The sequence below is a fragment of the Nonomuraea sp. NPDC051298 genome (assembly GCF_055586305.1).
Genome location: NZ_JBVJIM010000032.1, coordinates 31,023 through 52,973, shown reverse-complemented (window position 1 = coordinate 52,973; position 21,951 = coordinate 31,023). Strand labels below are relative to the sequence as shown.

18 protein-coding genes and 1 pseudogene are annotated in these 21,951 nt (G+C 72.6%); 9 read left to right on the top strand and 10 right to left on the bottom strand.

The annotated features are described in order from the left end of the window. Positions 1-213: 213 nt before the first annotated feature. Positions 214-696 (bottom strand): hypothetical protein, encoded by a 483-nt coding sequence (locus ACZ6S0_RS47150; RefSeq protein WP_465926591.1) that lies wholly within the window; start codon positions 694-696, stop codon positions 214-216. A gap of 248 nt (positions 697-944) precedes the next feature. On the opposite strand from ACZ6S0_RS47150, the gene ACZ6S0_RS47145 reads away from it, so the two are divergent. Together ACZ6S0_RS47145 and ACZ6S0_RS47140 are read left to right on the top strand one after the other, a co-directional pair. Next, entirely contained in the window at positions 945-1,652 is a 708-nt protein-coding gene (locus tag ACZ6S0_RS47145) for a ThuA domain-containing protein (protein WP_465926589.1), read from the top strand. Then, on the top strand, positions 1,637-2,725 hold the full coding sequence (locus ACZ6S0_RS47140) for a Gfo/Idh/MocA family protein (protein WP_465926587.1): 1,089 nt from the start codon (positions 1,637-1,639) through the stop codon (positions 2,723-2,725). Before ACZ6S0_RS47145 ends, ACZ6S0_RS47140 begins: the two co-directional genes overlap by 16 nt. Before the next feature lie 64 nt (positions 2,726-2,789). Here ACZ6S0_RS47140 and ACZ6S0_RS47135 read toward each other — a convergent pair whose 3' ends face one another. From ACZ6S0_RS47135 to ACZ6S0_RS47125, 3 genes are read right to left on the bottom strand one after another with little or no spacing between them, the layout of a single operon-like run. Beyond that, entirely contained in the window at positions 2,790-3,608 is an 819-nt protein-coding gene (locus tag ACZ6S0_RS47135; protein WP_465926585.1) for a carbohydrate ABC transporter permease, read from the bottom strand. Further along, complete coding sequence (locus ACZ6S0_RS47130; protein ID WP_465926582.1) at positions 3,608-4,546, bottom strand: carbohydrate ABC transporter permease; 939 nt, start codon at positions 4,544-4,546, stop codon at positions 3,608-3,610. The genes ACZ6S0_RS47135 and ACZ6S0_RS47130 overlap by 1 nt, the downstream gene beginning before the upstream one ends. 2 nt (positions 4,547-4,548) lie before the next feature. After that, entirely contained in the window at positions 4,549-5,850 is a 1,302-nt protein-coding gene (locus tag ACZ6S0_RS47125) for an ABC transporter substrate-binding protein (RefSeq protein ID WP_465926580.1), read from the bottom strand. Positions 5,851-5,967: 117 nt separating this feature from the next. Here ACZ6S0_RS47125 and ACZ6S0_RS47120 point away from each other — a divergent pair, with 117 nt between their 5' ends. Continuing rightward, positions 5,968-6,939: a carbohydrate kinase family protein gene (locus ACZ6S0_RS47120; protein WP_465926578.1), complete on the top strand. Its 972-nt coding sequence runs from the start codon at positions 5,968-5,970 to the stop codon at positions 6,937-6,939. Beyond that, positions 6,936-8,207 (top strand): alpha-galactosidase, encoded by a 1,272-nt coding sequence (gene melA, locus ACZ6S0_RS47115; protein ID WP_465926576.1) that lies wholly within the window; start codon positions 6,936-6,938, stop codon positions 8,205-8,207. The genes ACZ6S0_RS47120 and melA overlap by 4 nt, the downstream gene beginning before the upstream one ends. Before the next feature lie 13 nt (positions 8,208-8,220). Here melA and ACZ6S0_RS47110 read toward each other — a convergent pair whose 3' ends face one another. From ACZ6S0_RS47110 to ACZ6S0_RS47100, 3 genes are all read right to left on the bottom strand, one after another. Next, the gene (locus ACZ6S0_RS47110) at positions 8,221-9,000 is read right to left on the bottom strand and encodes a DeoR/GlpR family DNA-binding transcription regulator (protein ID WP_465926574.1); all 780 of its coding nucleotides are present in this window, start codon (positions 8,998-9,000) and stop codon (positions 8,221-8,223) included. An 8-nt stretch (positions 9,001-9,008) separates the two neighbouring features. Next, positions 9,009-10,304 (bottom strand): family 4 glycosyl hydrolase, encoded by a 1,296-nt coding sequence (locus tag ACZ6S0_RS47105; protein WP_465926572.1) that lies wholly within the window; start codon positions 10,302-10,304, stop codon positions 9,009-9,011. Positions 10,305-10,399: 95 nt separating this feature from the next. Beyond that, entirely contained in the window at positions 10,400-11,713 is a 1,314-nt protein-coding gene (locus ACZ6S0_RS47100; protein ID WP_465926570.1) for a cytochrome P450, read from the bottom strand. Positions 11,714-11,858: 145 nt separating this feature from the next. Between ACZ6S0_RS47100 and ACZ6S0_RS47095 the strand changes: the two genes are divergently transcribed. Beyond that, positions 11,859-12,512 (top strand): TetR/AcrR family transcriptional regulator, encoded by a 654-nt coding sequence (locus ACZ6S0_RS47095; RefSeq protein WP_465926568.1) that lies wholly within the window; start codon positions 11,859-11,861, stop codon positions 12,510-12,512. Between the two features lie 254 nt (positions 12,513-12,766). Here ACZ6S0_RS47095 and ACZ6S0_RS47090 read toward each other — a convergent pair whose 3' ends face one another. Next, positions 12,767-13,726, bottom strand: coding sequence for an NAD(P)H-dependent flavin oxidoreductase (locus ACZ6S0_RS47090; RefSeq protein ID WP_465926566.1), 960 nt, complete (start codon positions 13,724-13,726; stop codon positions 12,767-12,769). Between the two features lie 310 nt (positions 13,727-14,036). Between ACZ6S0_RS47090 and ACZ6S0_RS47085 the strand changes: the two genes are divergently transcribed. Further along, positions 14,037-14,507 (top strand): pyridoxamine 5'-phosphate oxidase family protein, encoded by a 471-nt coding sequence (locus ACZ6S0_RS47085; protein WP_465926564.1) that lies wholly within the window; start codon positions 14,037-14,039, stop codon positions 14,505-14,507. A 54-nt stretch (positions 14,508-14,561) separates the two neighbouring features. Here the strand turns inward: ACZ6S0_RS47085 and ACZ6S0_RS47080 are convergent, their stop codons facing one another. Then, the gene (locus ACZ6S0_RS47080; RefSeq protein WP_465926562.1) at positions 14,562-15,323 is read right to left on the bottom strand and encodes an SDR family NAD(P)-dependent oxidoreductase; all 762 of its coding nucleotides are present in this window, start codon (positions 15,321-15,323) and stop codon (positions 14,562-14,564) included. 221 nt (positions 15,324-15,544) lie between these two features. Here ACZ6S0_RS47080 and ACZ6S0_RS47075 point away from each other — a divergent pair. Beyond that, positions 15,545-15,628: pseudogene (locus ACZ6S0_RS47075) on the top strand (hypothetical protein); the annotation flags it as partial. Continuing rightward, entirely contained in the window at positions 15,592-17,859 is a 2,268-nt protein-coding gene (locus ACZ6S0_RS47070; RefSeq protein ID WP_465926657.1) for a HelD family protein, read from the top strand. The pseudogene ACZ6S0_RS47075 and the gene ACZ6S0_RS47070, both read left to right, overlap by 37 nt. Before the next feature lie 181 nt (positions 17,860-18,040). Here the strand turns inward: ACZ6S0_RS47070 and ACZ6S0_RS47065 are convergent, their stop codons facing one another. Further along, on the bottom strand, positions 18,041-18,499 hold the full coding sequence (locus ACZ6S0_RS47065; protein WP_465926559.1) for a MarR family winged helix-turn-helix transcriptional regulator: 459 nt from the start codon (positions 18,497-18,499) through the stop codon (positions 18,041-18,043). Between the two features lie 99 nt (positions 18,500-18,598). On the opposite strand from ACZ6S0_RS47065, the gene ACZ6S0_RS47060 reads away from it, so the two are divergent. Then, positions 18,599-21,871 (top strand): efflux RND transporter permease subunit, encoded by a 3,273-nt coding sequence (locus ACZ6S0_RS47060; protein ID WP_465926557.1) that lies wholly within the window; start codon positions 18,599-18,601, stop codon positions 21,869-21,871. Positions 21,872-21,951: the final 80 nt, after the last annotated feature.

The window sequence follows — 21,951 nt, the reverse complement described above, 5'->3', positions numbered from 1 at the left end:
CTCCCCGTCACCGGCTGTCGCGGGCGGCCCCTCCGGCCGCCACCACCCAGCCTGGGCCCGCCCCGGCCACGGCGGCAAGTACCCACAAATAGGTGGGGTACGCCGAGGCCGCCCGGGATCCCGGCCGTGCGGCGGCGCGAGGGCGGTCCGCGCGCACGCGGAGAGGGCGGCACGCCATCGCGTGCCGCCGCCTCTTGGGGTGTCATGCGGCCGTCACGGCGCCTGGAGGCTGTACCTCTTCGCCTCGACGTTGTTCGGGAACGAGCCCAGCACGTTGCCGTTGGGGTCCACGGCCGTGCCGGTCCCCGTGGCCGTGAACACGTCCGCCGAGGTGACCTGCCCCTCGGTGACGTTGCGCAGCTCCCACTCAAGCGCGCCCTGGGCGTTGACCGTGTAGTGGCGGAAGTGGTACTTGAACCCGGTCGCCGTCGGCCGCCAGGAGCCGAGGCCGGTCCGCCGGCCGTCGTTCACGGTGAGGCTGCCGTCGGCACGGAAGGCGAACAGCACCCGCTCGCTCTGCCCCGTGGACGGCAGCGTGACCACGGCGGCCCACGTGCCGACCGGAGAGGGGCCGTAGGTGTCGCCGCTGGCCGAGCCGGCCAGTCCGGTGACGGCGGTCAGCGTCAGCGCCCCGGCCGCCGCCGCCAGCGCCACCCGCCTGCCTGCGCCTGGGCGCCTGCCAAGCTTGTCGGACATGGTTCCTCCCTGTGTCGGGCCGTTGTCTCGCGGGGGCGATCGGCCGATGTGATCGCCGCGGCCATTCTGGAAGGCCCCGCTAGAGCCCCGCTGGGGCCGGAACGGGGGGGACCCGCGCCTGGCCGTCCGTCATGTGGGACGGGTGGCGGGCAGGCGGGAGATTGTCGGTGAACTCGGACACAATTGGCGAAGTGTGCGGTTTCGCGGCGCACGGCCTGTTCGTGGTCCATCGAGCGATTGGCGAATGAATGGCGGGCGAGCACAAACGTACGGTCCTGGTGGTGCGGGGCGGCTGGGAGGGGCACGTCCCGGTCGCGGCCACCGACCTCTTCGTACCCTTCCTCGAGAAGAACGGCTTCGACGTGCGACTGGCCGACGGCCCCGAGCCCTACGCCGATGCCGGCCTCATGGCCCAGGTCGACCTCGTCGTGCAGTGCCACACGATGGGCGTCATCGAGCCCGCCCAGGTCAAGGGCCTGCGCGCGGCCGTCGAGGCGGGCACAGGGCTGGCGGGCTGGCACGGCGGCATCGCCGACTCCTTCCGCGCCTCCTCCGACTACCTGCACCTCGTCGGCGGCCAGTTCGCCTGCCACCCCGGCAAGCACCCCGACGACGCCGACGCGGGCACCGAGCGGCACGGCTTCGTCCCGTACACGGTCACGATGCTGCCCGAGGCGGCCCACCACCCCATCACCCGGGGGATCGGCGACTTCGACCTCGTCACCGAGCAGTACTGGGTGCTGGCCGACGACTACAACGACGTGCTGGCGACCACGACCCAGCGGGTCCGCCCGTGGGACCCCTGGCACCGGGAGGTGACCTCGCCCGCGATCTGGACCCGCCGCTGGGGCAAGGGACGGGTCTTCGTCGCCACCCCCGGCCACAGCCTGGACGTCCTGGAGCACGACAGCGTCCGGACGATCATCGAGAGGGGGATGTTGTGGGCGAGTCGCTGAACGTCGGCATCGTGGGCTGCGGGGCCATCTCGGGCCAGTACCTGCGGACCATCGAGCGGCTGCCGCAGGTGCGGCTCGTGGCGGTGGCCGACCTCGACCGGGAGCGGGCGCGGGAGGCGGCGCGGCCGTACCCGGGGGTCGAGGTGATGGACGTGGCGGCGCTGATGGCCGACGCGCGGGTGCAGGTCGTGCTGAACCTCACCGTCCCGGCCGCGCACGCCGGGATCGCCCTGCTGGCCATCGAGGCGGGCAAGGACGTCTACTGCGAGAAGCCGCTGGCGGCGACCGGCGCGGACGCGCGGCGGGTGCTGGCGGCGGCCCGCGCGGCGGGCGTACGGGTCGGGTGCGCTCCCGACACCGTCCTCGGCACCGGCATCCAGACCGCCAGGGCGGCGATCGACGACGGGCTCATCGGCAGGCCGGTCGCCGCCACGGCCACGATGATGACGCCCGGCCACGAGCGCTGGCATCCCGACCCCGGCTTCTACTACGCGCCGGGCGGCGGCCCCCTGCTCGACATGGGCCCCTACTACCTCAGCAGCCTGGTGACCATGCTGGGCCCGGTCGGCACGGTCGTCGGCGCGGCGGCCAGGACGCGGGCCACCCGCGTGATCGGCTCGGGCCCGCGCCAGGGGGAAGAGGTGCCCGTCACCGTCGACACCCACGTCACGGGCGTGCTCGTGCACGAGTCGGGCGTGCTGTCCACGCTGGTGATGAGCTTCGACGGGGTGGCGACCCGGGCCCCGCACCTCGAGGTGCACGGGGAGCGGGGCTCGCTCGTCGTCCCCGACCCCAACCGCTTCGACGGGCCGGTGCTGCTGTCGCGGCTGGGTGCGGAGGGCGCGCTGGAGCTGCCGGTGTCGGCCGGTCACGGCGACGCGGGGCGCGGCGTGGGGCTGATCGACTTCCTGTCGGCGCCGGAGCCCCGGGCGGGCGGGACGCTGGCGTACCACGTGCTCGACGTCATGGAGTCCCTGCTGGCCGCCGCGCACGCCGGACGGGCGGTCGACGTGGAGAGCACCTGCGAGCGGCCCGCGCCGGTGGCGCTGGGCGACCCCGCCGCGCGGGCCTGAGCCGACGCGGTGGGCGTGCCCTCCTGCCCCCGAGCAGGAGGGCCGTCCGGCCCTTGAGGCCCGTTCAGCCCTTGAGGCCCGTGAACGTCATCGTCGCCACGAACTGCCGCTGCGCCGCCACGAAGCCGATGATCAGCGGCAGTGTGGCCACCACGTTGCCCGCCATGAGCAGCGACCACTGCGTGTGCCTGGTGCCCTGGAAGGTGGCCAGGCCGAGCTGGATCGTGTACAGGCTGTCGTCGCTGATCGCGATGAGCGGCCAGATCAGGTCGTTCCACGAGCCCAGCAGCGTGAACACGGTGAGCGTGGCCAGCGCGGGCCTGGCCAGCGGCAGCACCACCCGCCAGAACACGCCGAACGCCGTGCAGCCGTCGATGCGGGCCGCGTCCTCCAGCTCGCCCGGCAGCGACAGGAAGAACTGCCGCATGAGGAAGATCCCGAACGCCGACGCCAGCCACGGCACGAACGCCGCCGCCAGGGTGTCGACGAGGCCGAGCCGGCTGAACATCACGTACGTGGGGATCATCAGGAGCTGGGTCGGGATCATGATCGTGGCCAGGATGACCAGGAATCCGGCCTGTTTGCCGAAGAACTTCAGCCGGGCGAAGCCGTACCCGGCCATGGAGCACAGCACCAGGTGCGAGCCGACCGCGATCGCGGCCACGATCACCGTGTTCGCCAGCCAGCGCAGCGCCGACGACTCGCTGAACAGGCCGACGAACCCGTCGAGCTGCAGCCGGCTCGGGAGGAACCGGGGCGGGAAGCGGTTGATGTCGCCGTCCGGCATGAACGCGGTGAGCACCATCTGCACCAGCGGCAGCGCGAACAGCAGCGCCAGCGGCATCAGCAGCAGGTGCCACGGGCTGAACGGCAGGCGTCTCATCAGAAGGCCCCGATCTTGCCGCGCCGGGAGTGGAGGATCATCGCGACGGTGATGAGCAGGGTGACGGCGAACAGCCCGTAGGCGACGGCCGAGCCGTAGCCGAAGCGGGTGAGCTTGAACGCCTGGGTGTAGACGTAGTAGACGACGGTCTGGGTCGCGCCCAGCGGCCCGCCCCTGGTGGTGGTGAAGACCAGGTCGAAGAGCTGCAGGGCGGTGATCGTCTGCCAGATGGAGGTGAAGACGGTGACGGGGCCGAGCTGGGGCAGCGTGACGTGCCGGAACACCTGCCATCGGCCGGCGCCGTCCATGCGGGCGGCCTCGACCACGTCCTTGGGGATGTCCTGGAGGGCGGCGAGGTAGACGACCACGGTGAAGCCGACCTGCCCCCAGAGCGCGATCAGGCAGATCACCGTGAGCGCCTGCGACTGGCTCTCCAGGAACTGCTGCTGCGGCAGGCCGAGGACGCGCAGCACGCTGTTGGCGGCGCCGTACTGGGGGTTGAAGACGAAGCTCGCCAGGATGCCGGTGGCCGCCGCCGAGGCGACGAACGGGATGAAGATGCACGTCCGGTAGAAGCCGACCAGCTTGATCGGCCGGTTCAGCGCGACCGCGACGAGCATCCCGAGGAAGATCGACGACGGCACGAACAGCACCGTGAACACCAGCGTGTGCCGCACCGCCGCGATCAGGTCCGGATCCTGGGCCATGAGCTGGTAGTTCAGCCAGCCGACGGGCTTGGCGGGGGCGATGCCGTTCCACTTCTGGCGGGAGATGAGGAACGCCCACACCGCCGGGAAGATCGACAGGCCGACCACGAGGGCGGTGGCCGGGCCGGCGAAGCCCCAGCCGGTCAGCGTACGGCTCCACCACCGCAGCCGGCCGGACGCCGCCGTGGCGGGCGGGGCGGCCGGGCGGCGCCCGGCGAACAGCAGCGTCATGCTCAGCCTCCGGCCAGCGCCGTGGCCGACTTGGCCGCCGCCTCGTCCAGCGCCTGCTTGGGCGTGGCCGCGCCCTGCAGCGCCTTGGCGATGCCCTCGCCGACGAACCTGGACAGCTCCACGTAGCCGCTGACCGTGGGCCTGGCCTGCTTGGCGTTGGCCAGGTTGGCCACCAGCTTGTCCGCGCCCGGGTACTCGTCGATGTACTTCTTGTACTCGGGCAGGGACGTCTCCGACGCGCGCAGGGGCAGGTTGCCCTGGCGCAGGTTCCACTGGGCGTCGCCCTCGGCCGAGGTGAGCCACTTCATCAGCTCGAACGACCAGTAGGCCCGGTTGGCGTCGCCGTTGTCGAGCAGCGTCCACAGGTCGGGCCCGGAGACCGTCTGGTGGTCGCCGTTCGTGCCGGGCAGGAGGGCCACGCCGTAGTCGGTCTTCTTGAGCTTCAGGGGGTCGTACAGCGTCCACGGGCCGGAGATGATCATGCCGATCCGGCCGTCGGCGAACAGCGGCGCGTAGCGTTCGTCGGTCTGGTCGAGGTAGACGCTCTTGTCGTCCACCGCCATGGCCCGCAGGAACTCCAGCGCGTCCACGCCCGCCTGGGAGTTGAACGCGGGCTTCGTCCCGTCCTGCGACAGGATCGAGCCGCCGCGCTGCCACAGCAGCGGCCAGAAGCGCCAGGTGGTGTCCTCCGAGGCGCTCACCGGGTACGCGGTCCCGTAGATCTTCTCCGCCGGGTCGGTGAGCCTCTTGGCCGCGGCCCTGAAGTCGTCCCAGGTCCACTCGTCGGTCGGGTACGGCACCTTCCTGGCGTCGAAGACCGACTTGTTGTACAGCAGCGCGAGGTTGTCCACGAGCGCGGGGAAGCCGATGACCTGGCCGTTCGGTGTCGCGGTGGTGCGCGCCGAGGCCGGGAACTCCGCCCACTTCACGGCCGGGTCCTCGACCTTCTCGGTGAGGTCGAGGGTCTTGCCCGACTCCTGGAGCTGCGACGCCCAGCTTCCGTAGGAGTAGGAGATGTCGGGATAGACGCCGCTGGCGAAGCCCGCGGACAGCTTCTGCAGCAGGTCGTCGGCCGTGGGCGCCCCCGTGGAGAGGCCGATCGTCACGTTGGGGTGTTGCCGGGTGAACGTGGCCGCCAGGCCCTCGAGGATCTTCTGAGCGTCTGCGGTCTGGCCCGTCCACCAGGTGAGCTTCACCTTCGCCTGCGGGTCCACCGTCTTGGCGCCCTCGTGCGCCGATCCCCCGCAGCCCGCGGCCGCCAGGATGATCGCCGCGGCCAGGGCCACCGCGGTTCTTCTTCGCACTGTGGATGCTCCTCCCGGAATGTTGGAGCCCATCATGGTTACTTTCGAAGACTTGTCAATACCTTCGAAAAATCGCAAGGGTTGACAAGTCTTCACAACTCCTGGGACTGTGCCGTGGTGTCCAGAACGACCTTCGACCTTCTCGTCGTCGGCGACGCCAACCCCGACGTGATCGTGACGGGTGCGCCTCGCCATCCCGAGTTCGGCCAGCGCGAGCAGCTCGTCCCCGCGGCGGGCCTGGTGCTCGGCGGCTCCGGCGCGATCACCGCGTACGGCGCCGCCCGCCTGGGCCTGCGCACCGCGTTCGTCGGGCGGGTGGGGGACGACCCCGCCGGGGCCTTCGTCCTGGACGCCCTGCGCTCCGGCGGGGTGGACGTCTCCGCCTGCGTCGTCGGCGCCGACGTGCCCACCGCCATGACCGTGGTGCTGGTGGACGGCGACGACCGGGCCATCCTCACCGCGCCCGGCTGCCTCGACCGGCTCGCCGCGGACGACGTTCCGCCGGCGCTGATCGAGCGGGCCGCGCACGTCCACGTCTCGTCGTACTTCCTGCAGCCGGTGCTGGCCGCCGGGCTGGCCGGGCTGTTCGGGCTGGCCAGGGCGGCGGGCGCGTCCACCTCGCTCGACACCAACGACGACCCGGCCGGCCGCTGGGCCGGGCTGGCGGAGGTGCTGCCGCTCACCGACGTGCTCCTGCCGAACGAGGCCGAGGCCCTGTCCATCGCCCGCGCCCTCACAGCCGCCCCCGAGCGGGGGCAGGCCGCGCCGGGGGACGGATCGCCCGACGGCGGGCTCGAACAGGCCGTGCGGGAGCTGGCCGCCCACGGCACGCTCCCCGTCGTCAAACGCGGCGAGCGCGGCGCGCTCGCCTTCGCCGACGGCGCGCTCGTCGAGACGCCCGCCCGCCCCGCCACCGTCGTCGACGCCGTCGGAGCCGGGGACAGCTTCAACGCCGGACTGCTCGCCGCGCTGCTGCGCGGCCTGCCGCTGCGGCGCGCCATGGCCGTGGCCGTCGCCTGCGGCACTCTGTCCACCCGCGCCGCGGGGGGCACCGCGGCCCAGCCCACCTGGGAGGAAGCAACCTCATGAAGAAGATCGTGTTCGTCGGGGCGGGAAGCGTGGTCTTCACCCAGGGCCTGCTCGCCGACCTGGTCGCCTTCCCCGAACTGCGCGGCCTGCGCATCGCGCTGCACGACATCGACCCCGAACGCCTGCGGGTCGCCGAGGCGGTCGCCCGCCGCATCACGGGCCACGCCGCCGTCGTCACCTCCCACCTCGACCGGCGCGAGGCGCTCGACGGCGCCGACTTCGTGATCAACATGGTGCAGGTCGGCGGCCACGACGCCACCGTCACCGACTTCGAGATCCCCGCCAGGTACGGGCTGCGGCAGACGATCGCCGACACCATCGGCGCAGGCGGCGTGTTCCGGGCGCTGCGCACGTTCCCGCTGCTCGACGCGCTGGCGGCGGACATCTCCGCCGTCTGCCCCGACGCGCTGCTGCTCAACTACACCAACCCCATGGCGATGAACGTCTGGTACCTGTCGGGCAAGGTCAGGAACGTGGTGGGCCTGTGCCACTCGGTCTACTGGACGATGCGAGGGCTGGCCGAGCTGGTGTCGGTGCCGTACGAGGAGGTCTCCTACGTGGCGGCAGGAGTCAACCACCAGGCGTGGGTCCTGCGCTTCGAACGCGACGGCGAGGACCTCTACCCGCGCCTCGACGTCGACGACCCCGAGCTGCGGCGGCGCGTGCGCATCGACCTGTACCGGCGGCTGGGCTACTACCCGACGGAGACCAGCGAGCACTCGGCCGAGTACGTGCCCTGGCTGATGCGTCACGACCGCGAGATCGACCGGCTGCGCATCCCCGTGGGCGAGTACGTGCGCATCAGCGAGGACAACCTGGCCGAGTACCGCCGCACCCGCGACCTCGTACGGAACGGCGGCGAGCTGGACATCGCCGGCACCGACGAGTACGCCCCGCAGATCATCCACAGCATCGTCACCGGCACGCCCCGCGTCGTCTACGGCAACGTCGTCAACGACGGGCTCATCTCGAACCTGCCGCACGGCTGCGTCGTGGAGGTGCCCTGCGCGGTGGACGCGACCGGCGTCCGGCCGACCGCGATCGGCGCGCTGCCCCCGCAGTGCGCGGCTCTGAACAGGGCTTATGTCAACGTCAATGAGCTGACTGTACGTGCCGCGCTCGAAGGCGACCCCCGCCACGTCAGGCACGCCCTGATGGTCGACCCGAACACGGCGGCCTCGCTGCCGCTCGAGGACATCTGGCGCATGGCCGACGACCTGACCCGCGCCCACGGCGACCTCCTGCCGGAGGCCCTGCGCCACGCTTGAGGCGGGGGCGGGGTCAGCGGGCGATCTCGACCTCCAGGCCCTTGTCGCGCAGGGCGGCCAGGCACTCGGGGTCGGCCGACTCGCCCGTGATCAGCAGGTCGATCTCCCCGACCGGGCAGATCGGCGCCATCTCCACCACCCCCAGCTTGGACGCGTCGGCGACCAGGATCCTCCTGGCCGCCGCCCGCAGCATGCGCTGCTTCATCTCCGCGTCGGGCAGGCTCACGTTGGTCACCCCGGCCGCCGCGTCGACCCCGCCGCAGCCGAGGATGGCGGTGTGGGCGCGGATGCCCTCCAGCAGCTTGCCGCCCAGCGGGTCGACCAGCGAGTGCTGCTGGCGGCGCAGGCTGCCGCCGGTCACCACGACCGAGATGCGAGGCAGCGCCGGCTCCAGCTCCAGCGCCGTGCGCAGCCCGTTGGTGAACACCGTCACCTCGCTCAGATCGGGCCGCGCCACCAGCTCCCTGGCCACGTAGGACGTCGTCGTGCCCGCGCCCATGAGCACGCTCTCGCCCGGCCCGACCAGCCGCGCCGCGACCTTGGCGATGAGCGACTTCTCCACCGCCGCCGTGCCCAGCGACAGCTCGAACGACGGCTCGACGCGCGGCGCGGGCCCGGCCGCCACGGCGCCGCCGCGCACCCGGCGGACCTTGCCCTGCTCCTCCAGCGCGTCGAGGTCGGCGCGGACGGTCACGCTCGACACCCCGAACGCCTCGGCCAGCTCCGCGACCCGCGCGAACTCCTGCTCGGTCAGCAGGGCCAGCATGCGCTCGCGGCGCACCTCGGTCGGCATCGACTCCATCATGCGCGGACCGCCGGCGGCAGCAGGTCGCCGTGCGCCTCGATCAGCTCGTCGCAGAGCGCCTCGATCGCGGGCAGCGGCAGCGTGGCGGCGGTGTTCGGGTCGAGCATCGCCGCGTGGTGGATGTGCGCCCGCTCGCCGTCGAGCGCCGCCCGCACGGTCAGCTCGACCACGTTGAGGAACGTCCGGTTGAGCGCGGCGAGCTGGACGGGCAGGTCGCCGACCGGCCGCGGACGCACCCCGCCGGCGCCGACCATGGCGGGCACCTCCACGCAGCATCCCTCGGGCAGGTTGGCGATCAGGCCGCGGTTGGCCACGTTGACGTAGATCTCCTTCTCCTCGCCGGTCAGCATGGCCAGGATCGCCGACGCGGCGGGCTCCTGGTGCTGCCACCGGATGAGCAGCGGATGGCCGGCGGACAGCGCGCGGCGCGTCTCCTCGTACAGGTGCAGGCTCTTGCCGACGCGGCGCAGGTCCTCGACCGGCACGCCCAGCCTGCTGGTCTCCTCGGGGTGGCGCATGATCCACGGGACGTACTCGGCGGCGTGCTCGCTCGACTGGGTGGGGTAGTAGCCGAACCTGCGGTAGAGGTCGGCGCGCACGTGCCGCCTGAGCTGCGGATCGGCCTCGATCACCGCGTCCAGCTCGGGGTAGAGCGAACGGCCGCCGGCCTCGAAGCGCAGCACGAACGACTGGTGGTTGAGCCCGGCGCTGAGGAAGCTCACCTCGTCCTCGTCGCGCCCCACCAGGTCGGCCAGGTACGCGTGCGTGTCGCACACCGAGTGGCACAACCCCGCGAACCGCTCGAACCCGGTCGCCTCGTGGACCGCCCATCCCGTCATGGCCATCGGGTCGGTGCAGCTCAGCAGCCACGCGTCGGGGCACGCGCCGGCCATCTCGGCGGCCAGCTCGACCAGCACGGGGATCGTGCGCAGGCCGCGGAAGACGCCGCCGATGCCGATGGTGTCGCCGATGGTCTGGCGCAGCCCGTAGCGGTGGGGGATCTCGAAGTCGCGCAGGGTGGCCTCGAACCCGCCCACGTCGAGGTGGCTGACCACGAAGTCGGCGCCCTTGAGAGCCTGCCGCCGGTCGAAGACGCCCCGGACCTTCGCGTGCGCGCCCGCCTCGGCGTCCAGCGCGCGCACGAGCGTCTCGGCGGTGGCGAGCCTGCCGGGGTCGTCGTCGTGCAGCACGATCTCCAGCTCGCCGCGCAGCGTGGGGGCGAGCACGAGGGCGGAGACCACGCGGCGCGTCAGCTCCACGTCACCGACCCCGATGAAGACGATCCGCGCCATCTCCGCAGTATCCCACGCCCGCCTCCGCCTCCCGGCCCCCGTCCCCGCGCCGCCGTCCTCGGCGGGCGCGATGACGGTCCCCGGCGGCCCGCCGCTCAGCCGTCTCGCCCGAACGTGCAGGGCAGCCGCTTGTAGCCGTTCATGAAGCTCGACAGCAGCCGCTGCGGCTCCCCGGCCCTGATGTCGGGCACCCGGGTGAACAACTCCCGGAACATCACCGCGATCTCCCTCCGGGCCAGGTTGGCGCCCAGGCAGAAGTGCGGCCCCGGCCCGCCGAAGCCGAGATGCGGGTTGGGGGAGCGGGTGATGTCGAACGCGTCCGGGTCGGCGAAGACGCTCTCGTCCCGGTTGGCGGCGGCGTACCAGAGGGTGACCCGGTCGCCGGCCAGGAAGCGGTGGCCGTTCAGCTCGTAGTCGCGGGTGAGGTTGCGGCGCATGAACATGACGGGCGAGCTGTGGCGGACGATCTCCTCGACCGCGCCGCCGATGCGGCCGTCGAAGTCCGACAGCAGCAGCTCCCGCTGGCCGGGGTGGTCGGTGAACAGCTTCAGCCCGTGCGCGATCGCGGTGCGGGTGGTCTCGTTCCCGGCCACCACCAGCAGCAGGAAGAACGCGCCGAACTCGCGCGGGGTCAGCCGTTCCCCGTCGACGTTGGCGTTGACCAGGGCGGAGGTCAGGTCGCCCGTCGGGGCGGCGCGGCGCTGCCTGCCCAGTTGGGCGGCCAGCCGGTGCAGCCGCCAGCCCGCCGTCGTCACGGTGCCGAGCAGGCGGGCCGTCCGCAGGCGGCCGACCCTGGCCCCGCCGCCGGTGTAGTCGACGGGGGAGCCGACGTACTCGGGGTCGGTGTAGCCGATGACGACGTTGGTCAGGCGTACGACGCGGGCGTGCTCCTCGGGCGGGATGCCGAGCATGTCGCAGATCACCTCGACCGGCAGCCGCATCGCCACCTGGGTGACGAAGTCGCCGGGGCCGTGCTCGATCAGCTCGTCCACGATGCGGGCGGCGCGGCGGCCGACGTCCTGCTCGGCCTTGGCCAGCGTCTTGGGGGTGAACGCGCGCGAGACGATGCGGCGGATCTTGGCGTGTCGCGGGTCGTCCATGTCGATGAGGGAGTTGAAGTAGCCGTCCATCCACCGGGGCAGGTCGGTCGGGCTGGTGGCGCTGGGCTCGCTGCTGAACACCTCGGGGTGGCGGCTGGCCTCGGCCACGTCGGCGTGGCGTACCAGGGCCCAGGCCCCGGGGTCGGGGCGCAGGAAGGGGATCTTGGGCAGGCGGAAGAGCCTCGGGTGCGGCTCGGCGTGCAACATCGCGAACGCCCGCGCGCGCTCGGCCGGGGGCCGGGCCCAGAAGCGCAGGTCGCCGAAGTCGATGTCGGCCGGGGTGAGGTGCACGGGCTGCTCCGTGGTCATGATCCACGCCTCTCCGCACGGGGGGCTCGTGATGCGCAAACTTGGCGTTCACCATCACCAGAATTGCCGGGCCCGTCAAGGGGGACGGGGAAATCGGGGGGCCGTGAGGTCTGTTCGATCAAGGGCTGGGGCAGAATCGGGTGCTGTGACGCCCCATCGACCTCCGGTGCGCCCCTACCGGGGAGTGCCCGCCGAGCAGCGCCGGGCCCGGCGCCGGGCCGCGCTGCTGGCGGCCGGGCTCGACGTGCTGGGCACGCAGGGGTGGTCGGCGGCCACCGTACGGGGGGTGTGCGCCCGCGCCGGGCTGAACGACCGCTACTTCTACGAGAGCTTCGCCGACCTCGACACGCTGCTGCTGGCCGTCGTCGACGACCAGGCCGCGCAGGCCACCGAGATGATCGAGGCCGTGGCGCGGGCGGCCCCGCTCCGCCCGCGGGCGCGGACCAGGGCCGTGGTGGGCGCCCTGGTCGACTTCCTGGCCGCCGACCCGCGCCGGGCCCGGATCCTGGCCCACGAGTTCCCCGCCAGCCCGCTGCTCCAGGAGCGGCGGCGCGGGATCACCGGCGAGCTGGCGGGCATCTTCATCGCGCAGGTCCACGAGGTGTTCGACGAGCCGCCGCTCGGTGACGAGGATCTGGAGCTGACCGCGCTGACCGTCGTGGGCGGCCTGTGGGAGCTGCTGGCCGCCTGGTTCCGTGGCGACGTGGAGACCGGCCGCGAGCACCTGGTCGACTTCGTCGTCGCCCTGATCCTGACCAGCGCCGACCTCACCCCCGCCCTGGACCACCGCCTGCGCTGAGCCCGCGGCACGTCCCGGCGGCAATGTCCTGGTGGCATTTCCCGGCGTGGGGTGGCACCTCCTGGTGTGGAGGAGCGGCGTGGAGAAGCGGCGGGATCTCCCGGCGTGGAAGGGCGGCGTGGAGAAGCGGCGGCATTTCCCGGCGTGGAGGGGCGGCGTCACGTCTCGGCGTGGAGGGGCGGCGTCACGTCCCGGTGCTCGACGGCGGCCTCACGTCCCCGAGGTGGGGGCCTCACGTCCCCGAGGCGGCGGCGTCACGTTCCCGGGCCGAAGCGGCTCAGCAGCTTGCCCGCCCCGGCGAACTCGGCCACCACGTCGGCCGCCGTGCGCTCGCGTTCCACCAGGCCCACCGCCTGACCGGCGTAGACGTAGGCGGTGTCGAAGTCGCCCGCCTCCCGGGCGGCGGCCAGCTCGGCCCGCGCCGTCTCGTCCGCGGCCAGTTCCTCCTCGTGGCCGCGCCAGCGTTCGAGGAAGGGGTTGCGCAGCGCCCGCCCGCCGAACTCCGGCGGCCAGGCCAGGCGCTGGGCGACGTCGAAGACCCGGCCGTAGGCGGTGTCCGTCTCGTCGGCGGCCAGGACCCGCCGCCGCGCCGCCTGCGGCAGCGTGGTCTCGGCGCAGCCCAGGAACGCCGTGCCCGCCCAGCCGCCCTCCGCGCCCGCCGCGAGCACGGCGGCCAGCCCGCGGGCGCCGCCCAGCCCGCCCGCGGCCAGCACCGGGACGTTCACCGCGGCCAGCACGCCCTGCAGCAGCGGCAGCGTGGCCACCTCGTCGCGGCCGTGCCCGCCGCCCTCGCCGCCGCGGGCGACCACGACGTCCGCGCCGGCGCGTTCGGCCTGGCGGGCCTCCTGGGTGGTGCCCGCCTGGACGGCGACGGTGATCCCGGCGCGGCGCAGCGGCTCGACGTAGGGGGCGAAGTCGCCGAAGCTCACCGACACCAGGGCGGGCCGGGCCTCGAGCACCGCGTCGAGCTGGGCGGGGTTGTCGCGCAGCGCCCAGGCCATCAGCCCGATCCCGTACGGCCGCCCGCCCGCCGCGGCGACACCGGCCTGCTGGGCGATCCACGCGGCGGTGGCGGTGGGAGGCGGCCCGAACATGCCGAGCGCCCCCGCCGCGGAGACGGCCGCCGCCAGCCGCCCGTCGCCGACCCCCGCCATCGGGGCCGCGACCAGCGGGACCTCCAGCCCGAAGCGCTCGCTCAGCCAGGTGCGTATCATCGCGTCCCCCTCACCCGCCCCACGGGTGCCGTGGGCGCCGCGGGGCCAGCGTAACCTCCGCCCACCGGCCGCGCGGGACCTCGGCGGCCGGTGCCCGGCGGTGCGCCACGCGCCCACCGCGCGCCCACCTGGCGGGCACCTGCCCCATGGGCGGGCGCCGATGCGCCGCCGACCGTCGAGAGGTGCGCTGACGTCGGTAAACCGGCGGTCACGAACGCTGTCACGAACGCTGTTCACGGGCACTGTTCACGGGCACTGTCACGAGCGCCGCCGCGGCGATTTCGTCGGTGGCGGAGTGCATGATGGCGGCATGGCTTCTTGGGAAGAGTTCGAGCGGCAGGCGCCCGACCTGGCGAAGGTCGCGCGGCGGCTGATGGACGCCTACACCCACAAGGTCCTGGCGACGCTGCGCAAGGACGGTTCGCCCCGAGTGAGCGGGGTCGAGACGAGCTTCCGTGACGGGGAGCTGTGGACGGGGTCGATGGCGCGCGCGGTCAAGGCCGCCGACCTGCGGCGCGACCCGCGCATGGCGATCCACGTGACCTCCCGCGACCCCGAGGCGTCCGACCCGTCCGCGTGGGAGGGCGATCTGAAGCTGGCGGGCCGGGCGGTGGAGGTCACCGACGAGGCGGTGCTGGCTGCGTTCCAACTGCCCGGCAACGGCTCGCACCTGTTCCGGATCGAGGTGCGCGAGGTCGCGTGGACCAGGGTCGACGGCGACGAGCTCGTGATTGAGTCCTGGCACGAGGGGGTGGGCGTGCGGCACTTCCGGCGCGAGTGATCTACAACGTAAAGGCGCGGGGCCGGTGCGCGCCCCGAGGTCAGTGCCCCGAGGTCAGTGCACGGAGAAGCCGCCGTCGACGAAGAGCATCTGGCCGGTGACGAAGGCGCAGGCGTCGCCGGCGAGGAAGACGGCCGCGCCCGCGAAGTCCCCGGGCAGTCCGTTGCGGCCTGTCATGTGGCGGGCGGCCAGTTCCTCGACGCGGCCGGGCACGGCCTGGGCGGGCTCGGTGAGCGGGGTGAGCACGAAGCCGGGGATGATCGTGTTGACGCACACCCCGGCGGCCGACCACGCCTCGGCCTGGGAGCGGGTCAGCCCGGCGAGCGCGGCCTTGGCGGCCCCGTAGACGCCGCTGTTGCCGAAGGCGCTGATCGACTGCTGGGAGCCGACGTTGATGATGCGTCCCCAGCCGCGCCCGGCCATTTTCGGCCCGTGGTGCCGGCCGAGCAGGTAGGGGGCGGTGAGGTTGACGGCGAGGGTGTGCTCGTAGTCGTCGAGGGTGAGGTCGGCCATGGGTTTGCGGATGTTGTTGGCGGCGTCGTTGACGAGGATGTCGATGTCGCCGGAGTCGTCGCAGACGCGCTGGACGTCGTCGCGCTCGCCGAGGTCGGCGCTGATCCAGGAGGCGGTGACGCCGTTCTCGCGCAGCCGGGTGGTGGCCTTGTCCAGTTCGCTCTCCCTGCGGGCCACGATCACGACCTCAGCTCCGGCGCGTCCGATGGCCTCGGCCATGGCGTACCCGATGCCGGAGCTGCCGCCGGTCACGAGCGCGCGCCGGCCGTGGAGGGAGAACAGCTCCCGCAGGTAGTTCGACATGGACGGTCAAGCTAGCACCCGGCCTCCGCCCGGCGGGAGCAGGGGCTGGCGGGCCCCGATCGCGGCGAGGCCGTGGCGCGGGTGCGAGGAGCGGCCGGAGAGTGGGCGCGCGAGGAAACGTTTGCGCGCGAGGGGGCGCGGAGTTAAGCTCGAACATCCATCACATCAAGCTTTCACACACTTCCCGTTAGGAGTATACCAGCGAATGACTAATCGTCAAGATGGTCTCGCGCAAGCCCTTGACGCCGAGCAGCGCACTGTGTCCTGGCTGTACGACCGCCTCGACATCGCGAGGGAGCGGGCGCGGGTGGCGTTGCGCGAGGTGTACGCCAGGGGCGGCACGGGCTCGCGCCAGGCGATGGTCGAACGTGAGGCGCTGGCGTCGGAGCAGGCGCGGCGGCTGGCGCAGTTGAACGCGGTCGAGCGCGGCCTGTGCTTCGGCCGGCTCGACGCGGGCGCGGGGCAGCGCACCTACATCGGGCGGATCGGGCTGCGCGACGAGGAGCACGAGTCGGTGCTGATCGACTGGCGGGCTCCGGCGGCGCGGCCGTTCTACGTGGCCACGGCGGCCGATCCGGGCGGGCTGCTGCGACGGCGGCATCTGCACCTGAGGGACCGGGTGGTGGTCGGCATCGACGACGAGGTGTTCGACCTGGAGGGGATGAGCGAGGGGGACCGGCGCACGCTGGTGGGCGAGGCGGCGCTGCTGGCGGCGTTGCGCCGGGGGCGTACGGGCCGGATGGGCGACGTGGTGGCCACCATCCAGAGCGAGCAGGACCGGGTGATCCGGGCCTCGTGGCAGGGGGCGCTGGTGGTGCAGGGCGGGCCGGGCACCGGCAAGACGGTGGCGGCGCTGCACCGGGCGGCGTACCTGCTCTACACCCACCGCGACACGCTGGAGCGGCGCGGGGTGCTGGTGGTGGGGCCCAATCCGATGTTCCTGCGCTACATCGGCCAGGTGCTGCCGGCGCTGGGGGAGACGCAGGTGGTGATGACCACGGTCGGGGAGATGTTCCCGGGGGTGCGGGCGCGGGCGGCGGAGGCTCCGGCGGCGGCGGTGGTCAAGGGCGACGTGCGGATGGCCGGGCTGCTGGCCGAGGCGCTGCGCGGGCGTCAGCGGGTGCCGGAGGGCGAGCTGGTGGTGGAGCTGGGCGGGCTGCGGGCGCGGGTGCCGCACGAGACGTGCGCGCGGTTGCGTGAGCGGGCGCGGGCGGTGCGGCTGCCGCACAACATGGCGCGCAAGCTTTATGTCACCGAGCTGCTGAAAGAGCTGGCCAGGGCCGAGGCGCGGGCGCTGGAGGAGTCGTTGCACATCGAGGACCTGCAGGTCGAGGGTGAGCCGGAGCTGAGTGAGCCGCTGGGCCTGGAGGGCGATCTGGACGAGCTGGACCTCGAGCTGGCCTCGCGCCGGCTGTGGGAGGAGCCGGTGGTGCGGCGGGCGGTGGACGGGCTGTGGCCGGAGCTGACGCCGCAGCGGTTCGTGGCCGGGTTGCTGGCGTCCCCGGAGGAGCTGGCGGCGGCGGCGGCGCCGTCCGGGCTGGAGTGGCGGGAGCTGGTCCGTTCGCCGGGGGCGGAGTGGACGGTGAGCGACGTGCCGCTGCTGGACGAGGCGGCCGAGTTGCTGGGCGAGGACGACTCGGCGCGGCGGGTGGCGGCCCGGCTGGCGGGGGCGGAGCAGGCCGAGCAGGAGCTGTACGCGTCGGAGGTGCTCGTGTCGACGGGCGTGGCCGAGGCGGGCGTCTTCGAGCGGGCCGACGTGCTGGCCGGGCGGCATGCCGACGGCGGCGCCGAGCTGACCACGGCCGACCGGGCGGTGGCCGATCGCGGCTGGGCCTATGGTCACGTGATCGTGGACGAGGCGCAGGAGCTGTCGCCGATGGCCTGGCGGATGGTGATGCGCCGGGTGCCTGCCAGGTCGCTGACGGTGGTGGGCGATCTGGCCCAGACGGGGTCGGCGGCGGGGGCGCGCTCGTGGGGCGAGGTGCTGGACCCGTATGTGGAGGGGCGTTGGCGGGTGGAGCGGCTGGAGGTCAATTACCGCACGCCGGTGGAGATCATGCGGGTGGCCGCCGACGTGCTGGCGGCGTTCGCGCCGGAGCAGGTTCCGCCGGTGTCGGTGCGTGAGGGTGAGGCCGAGCCCCGGGCGGTGCGCCTGGCGGCGGCGCAGTGGGCGGTGGGGCTGCCGGAGCTGGTGGCGGCGGAGCTGGCCGAGATCGGCGCTGCGGCGGGGGAGGGCCGGGTGGGCGTGGTGACGCCGGACGCGTTGCACGCGCGGGTGTCGGGCGTGTTCCCCGAGGGTGACCTGGACGCGCCGGTGGTGGTGCTGACGGTGGGTCAGTCCAAGGGGCTGGAGTTCGACGCGGTCGTGGTGGTGGACCCGGCGGGCATCCTGGGGCAGTCGCCGTTGGGCGGCCAGGACCTGTACGTGGCGGTGACGCGGGCGACGCGGCGGCTGACGGTCGTGTACGAGGGCGTGCTGCCGCCGGTCCTGTCCCGCCTGGCCGTCCGGGAGCCCGCGGAGAAATCTACAACGTAAAGGGCGCCGATCGGTTGCGCGCCGGGGGAGGGTGCGAGCGGACCAGGTGGTCACCGGCGGGGAGCGCCGGTGGCCTGTCCGGTCGGGAGAATGGCCTGTCCGGTCGGGAGAGGGCGGCAACCGGTGCCGGGACTCGGCGTTCGCCGGTGGCCTGCCCGGTCATTCGCCGGTGCCTGCCTGGTCATTCGCCGGTGGCGGAGAGTTTCTCGGCGACGGTGCGGATGGTGCGGGTGACCCGGTCGAGGGCGCGCAGGGTGTCGGTGTCGAGGTGGTCCATGATGCGGCGGTAGTGTTCGCTGCCGACGTTGTTGATGTCCTCGATGAGCCGGGTCCCGGAGGGGGTGAGCTCGACGCGGCGCACGCGGCGGTCGTGCGGGTCCTCGTGGCGGCTGACGAGGCCGTGGGCGACGAGCCGGTCGACGATGCCGGTGACGGTGCCGAGGCCGACGCCGAGGCTGTGAGCGAGGTCCTGGCCGGAGGCGGAGCCGTTCAGGGCCAGGATCACGATGACTTTGAGCTGCCTCATGGTGAGGTTGGAGTCGAACAGCGGGGAGTGTTGCTGGGCGAACATTCGCCCGAGGCTCCGCTGTGTCTCGGTGATCCGCTGGATCAGGTCTTCGCGTTCGTTGCTCACGCTCACCTCTCGCTTCCTGAGAAGGTTATCAGGAAAGCTTGACTCCTCTAAATATTCGCACAAGGCGAAGTGTTAGTCTGGGGCGAACTCTTAGAGGGGGAGCCTATGTCCGCATTCGCCCGGTTGAGTCTGGTCAACCGCAGCCTGGTGATATTGATGTCGCTCGTGCTCAGCGCGTTCGGCCTGTTCACGATCCCGCAGTTGAAGCAGCAGTTGCTGCCGTCTTTGTCGTTTCCCGGCGCTTTCGTGATCGCCGCGTATCCCGGCGCGTCGCCGGAGATCGTGGAGGACCAGGTCACGGCCCCGCTTGAGGACTCCTTCAAGGGTCTGGCCGGGATGGAGCAGATGACGTCGACGTCGAAGGAGGGCCTGGCGCAGATCCAGGTGGCCTTCGAGTACGGCACTGACATCGAGGGCTCGCTGAACAAGATGCAGCAGGCCGTCAACGGGGTGACGCTGCCGGACGGCGTGGATCCGCAGGTGGTGGCGGGTAACACCGACGACCTGCCGGTGCTGGTGCTGGCGGTGGGCGACGGCGGCGACGAGCGGGCGATGGCCGACAAGCTGCGCCGCATCGTGGTGCCGGAGCTGCAGAGCGTGGACGGCGTACGGGAGGCGTCGGTCACGGGCACCCGCGACGAGGTCGTGACGATCAAGCCGGACTCCGGGAAGATGACGCGGGCGGGGGTGTCGGCGGCGCAGATCCCGGACGTGCTGAAGGCGAACGGCACGCCGATCCCGGCCGGGACGCTGACCTCCGACGGGCAGTCGCTGACCGTGCAGGTGGGGACGCGGGTCGACTCGGTGGCCAAGCTGAAGGACCTGTATCTGACGCCCACGCAGCCGCAGCCGCAGGCCCAGGCGCAGCCCCAGCAGGGCCGCCCGCCGACCGGCCAGCCGAGCCAGGCCGCCGCCCAGGCCCAGGCGGCACAGGCGGCGCAGCCCAAGCCGCTCAAGCCGGTGAAGCTGGGCGACGTGGCGGAGATCACGCGCGGGCTGGCCGACTCGACGACGATCACCCGTACGGACGGCAAGACGAGCCTGGGCGTGTCGGTGACGATGGTGCCCGACGGGAACGCGGTGTCGATCTCGCACGACATCCGGGAGAGGCTGCCCGACCTGACCAAGGCGCTGGGCGACTCGTCGGACACGGCGGTGTCGGTGGTGTTCGACCAGGCGCCGTTCGTGGAGCAGTCGATCGAGAGCCTGACCACGGAGGGGCTGCTGGGCCTGGCGTTCGCAGTGCTGGTCATCCTGGTGTTCCTGCTGTCGGTGCGTTCGACGCTGGTGACGGCGGTGTCGATCCCGCTGTCGGTGGTGATCGCGCTGATCGTGCTGTGGGCGGGCGACTACTCGCTCAACATGCTGACGCTGGGCGCGCTGACGATCGCGGTGGGCCGGGTGGTCGACGACTCGATCGTGGTGCTGGAGAACATCAAGCGACATCTGGCCTACGGCGAGGCGAAGCTGCAGGCGATCCTGACCGCGGTGCGCGAGGTGTCGGGCGCGGTGACGGCCTCGACGCTGACGACGGTGGCGGTGTTCGCGCCGATCGCGGTGGTCGGTGGCATGGTGGGTGAGCTGTTCAGCCCGTTCGCGATCACGGTGGCGGTGGCGTTGCTGGCCTCGCTGGTGGTGTCGCTGACGGTGGTGCCGGTGCTGGCGTTCTGGTTCCTCAAGGCGCCGGAGCTGACGCCGGAGCAGGCGCGCAAGCAGCGTGAGGAGGCCGAGGCCAAGGAGCTGCGCTCGCCGTTGCAGCGGGCGTACCTGCCGGTGCTGCGGTTCGCGACGCGGTTCAAGCTGGTGACCATCCTGATCGGGGTGGCGGTGTTCGTCGGGACGATGGGCCTGGCGGGCGGGCTGCAGACGAACTTCCTGGACTCCTCGGGGCAGAACACGCTGTCGTTGACGCAGCGGATGCCGGTGGGCACGGATCTGGTGACCACCGACAAGGCGGCCGAGCGGGTCGAGGGCGTGCTGGAGGATCTGGACGGCGTGGAGTCGTACCAGGTGAACGTGGGCGGCGGCAACTCGATGATGGGCGGCGCGGGCGGCGGCGCGGACCGGGCGTCGTACTCGGTCACGCTGGCCGACGGCACCGACACCGCTCGGGTCGAGCGGGAGCTGCGTGAGCGGGTCGCGGGCCTGTCGGACGTGGGCGAGGTGACCGTCGGCGGTGCGGGCGGGGGCGGTTTCGCCTCCGACACCATCGACGTGATCGTGCGGGCGCCGGACACCGAGACGCTGCGTACGGCGACCGACGCGGTGAAGACCGCGATGGGCGAGGTTCCGGGTCTGCGTGACCTGTCGTCGAACCTGGAGACGAGCGCGCCGCGGGTCGAGGTCGTGGTGGACAGGGAGAAGGCGGCCGAGCGCGGCCTGTCGGACGCGCAGGTCGGGCAGGCGGTGGCGCAGGCGTTCCGCGGCGCGCCGCTGGGCCAGGTGACGCTGGACGGCCGGTCGAGCGACCTGGTGCTGCGCGGCGCGGACGCGCCGGACGACGTGAAGGCGATCGAGGACCTCAAGCTCCCCACGGCCGGTGGGCTGGTGAAGCTGTCGTCGGTGGCCGACGTGCGTGAGGTGGCCGGGCCGACGCAGGTGACCAGGATCGACGGCGAGCGTTCCGCGACGGTGTCGGCCAAGGCCGCCGACGCGGGGAACCTGGGCGCGGTGACGCAGGACCTGACGGCGAAGCTGGACGGGCTGTCGCTGGGCGCGGGGGCGTCGTACGAGGTCGGCGGCGTGTCGGCCGACCAGGCGGACGCGTTCAGCGACCTGGGGATGGCGATGCTGGCGGCGATCGCGATCGTGTTCCTGATCATGGTGGCGACGTTCCGCAGCTTCATCCAGCCGGTGATCCTGCTGGTGTCGATCCCGTTCGCGGCGACGGGCGCGATCGGGCTGCTGGTGGCGACGGACACGGCGCTGGGCGTGCCGGCGCTGATCGGCATGCTGATGCTGATCGGCATCGTGGTGACGAACGCGATCGTGCTGATCGACCTGATCAACCAGTACCGGGATCAGGGCATGAGCGTGGTGGACGCGGTGATCGAGGGCGGCCGGCGCCGGCTGCGTCCGATCCTGATGACCGCGGTGGCCACGATCTGCGCGCTGACGCCGATGGCGCTGGGGGTGACGGGTTCCGGCGGGTTCATCTCGCAGCCGCTGGCCATCGTGGTGATCGGCGGCCTGATCTCCTCGACGCTGCTGACGCTGGTGCTGGTGCCGACGCTGTACGTGGTGGTGACCCGCAAGCGGGACCGGGGGCCGCGGCACGCGGCGCCGTCCGGGTCGCGGGCGGAGCAGGGCGGCGCTGAGTCCGGCCCGGAGTCCGGCACTGGGGCGGGCAAGGAGGATCTGGCCGGTCAGCCGGTGTGACCCCGTTTCCGTGACCCTCTTTCCGTGACGACGCCCCGGCGGGCCAGGCCCGCCGGGGCGTTCCGGTCTTGTTGATCTAC

Excerpts from the sequence above, each read along its gene's own strand:
- ACZ6S0_RS47135 (WP_465926585.1), bottom strand. The coding sequence starts at position 3,608 with ATGAGACGCCTGCCGTTCAGCCCGTGGCACCTGCTGCTGATGCCGCTG.
- ACZ6S0_RS47130 (WP_465926582.1), bottom strand. The coding sequence starts at position 4,546 with ATGACGCTGCTGTTCGCCGGGCGCCGCCCGGCCGCCCCGCCCGCCACG.
- ACZ6S0_RS47085 (WP_465926564.1), top strand. The coding sequence starts at position 14,037 with ATGGCTTCTTGGGAAGAGTTCGAGCGGCAGGCGCCCGACCTGGCGAAG.
- ACZ6S0_RS47090 (WP_465926566.1), bottom strand. The coding sequence starts at position 13,726 with ATGATACGCACCTGGCTGAGCGAGCGCTTCGGGCTGGAGGTCCCGCTG.
- ACZ6S0_RS47145 (WP_465926589.1), top strand. The coding sequence starts at position 945 with ATGGCGGGCGAGCACAAACGTACGGTCCTGGTGGTGCGGGGCGGCTGG.
- melA (WP_465926576.1), top strand. The coding sequence starts at position 6,936 with ATGAAGAAGATCGTGTTCGTCGGGGCGGGAAGCGTGGTCTTCACCCAG.
- ACZ6S0_RS47100 (WP_465926570.1), bottom strand. The coding sequence starts at position 11,713 with ATGACCACGGAGCAGCCCGTGCACCTCACCCCGGCCGACATCGACTTC.
- ACZ6S0_RS47080 (WP_465926562.1), bottom strand. The coding sequence starts at position 15,323 with ATGTCGAACTACCTGCGGGAGCTGTTCTCCCTCCACGGCCGGCGCGCG.
- ACZ6S0_RS47110 (WP_465926574.1), bottom strand. The coding sequence starts at position 9,000 with ATGCCGACCGAGGTGCGCCGCGAGCGCATGCTGGCCCTGCTGACCGAG.
- ACZ6S0_RS47105 (WP_465926572.1), bottom strand. The coding sequence starts at position 10,304 with ATGGCGCGGATCGTCTTCATCGGGGTCGGTGACGTGGAGCTGACGCGC.
- ACZ6S0_RS47060 (WP_465926557.1), top strand. The coding sequence starts at position 18,599 with ATGTCCGCATTCGCCCGGTTGAGTCTGGTCAACCGCAGCCTGGTGATA.
- ACZ6S0_RS47150 (WP_465926591.1), bottom strand. The coding sequence starts at position 696 with ATGTCCGACAAGCTTGGCAGGCGCCCAGGCGCAGGCAGGCGGGTGGCG.